We start from the raw sequence: 1,142 nt of genomic DNA on the forward strand, positions 1-1,142 counted from the left end.
AATGGTTGCTCCTCCAGGGGCACTGTTTGAAGTAAGCGCTGGTCTGCCACACAGATCGTCAGTCACTCTCATTATCAGCGGGAGTGTCAAGCGAGTGGCAGTGAGATACGTCTCAAGCGTATCCGGCGAAAATCGTGATTAATCGGCTGGAAGTAACGCGTAGCTGCGTTGCTTCTGACTTATGACCCCTTCGGGTTATATGGTCAAGCGATTAAGCGCACACGGTGGATGCCTTGGCAGCCAGAGGCGATGAAAGACGTGACAGCCTGCGATAAGCACTGGGGAGGTGGCAAATGACCTTTGATCCAGTGATCTCTGAATGGGGAAACCCACTCACCATAAGGTGAGTATCCGTACCTGAATACATAGGGTGCGGAGGCGAACCGGGAGAACTGAAACATCTAAGTACCCCGAGGAAAAGACATCAATTGAGATTCCCCCAGTAGCGGCGAGCGACCGGGGAGTAGCCCTTAAGTCATCATTGTTCTAGTGGAAGCGTCTGGAAAGTCGCGCAACACAGGGTGATAGCCCCGTACACGAAAGGGCAATGATGGTGAAATCGAGTAGGTCGGAGCACGTGAAACTTTGACTGAATATGGGGGGACCATCCTCCAAGGCTAAATACTCCTGGCTGACCGATAGTGAACCAGTACCGTGAGGGAAAGGCGAAAAGAACCCCGGAGAGGGGAGTGAAATAGATCCTGAAACCGTGTGCGTACAAGCAGTGGGAGCTCTTTAGAGAGTGACTGCGTACCTTTTGTATAATGGGTCAGCGACTTATTTTCAGTAGCGAGCTTAACCGTATAGGGGAGGCGTAGGGAAACCGAGTCTTAACTGGGCGAATAGTTGCTGGAAATAGACCCGAAACCGGGCGATCTATCCATGAGCAGGTTGAAGGTTGAGTAACATCAACTGGAGGACCGAACCGGGATCTGTTGAAAAAGATTCGGATGACTTGTGGATCGGAGTGAAAGGCTAATCAAGCCCGGAGATAGCTGGTTCTCCTCGAAAGCTATTTAGGTAGCGCCTCACGTATCACCATCGGGGGTAGAGCACTGTTTCGGCTAGGGGCCCATCCCGGGTTACCAACCCGAGGCAAACTCCGAATACCGATGAGTGCAGCGTGGGAGACACACGGCGGG

General features: G+C 52.4%; 1 rRNA gene. It reads left to right on the forward strand.

Features of this window, described 5'->3' with window-relative positions:
* Positions 1–201: 201 nt before the first annotated feature.
* Positions 202–1,142: ribosomal RNA gene (locus tag L881_RS0101210) — 23S ribosomal RNA — on the forward strand; the annotation flags it as partial.

Source organism: Carnimonas nigrificans ATCC BAA-78 (assembly GCF_000526695.1).
Classification (GTDB): Bacteria; Pseudomonadota; Gammaproteobacteria; order Pseudomonadales; family Halomonadaceae; genus Carnimonas; species Carnimonas nigrificans.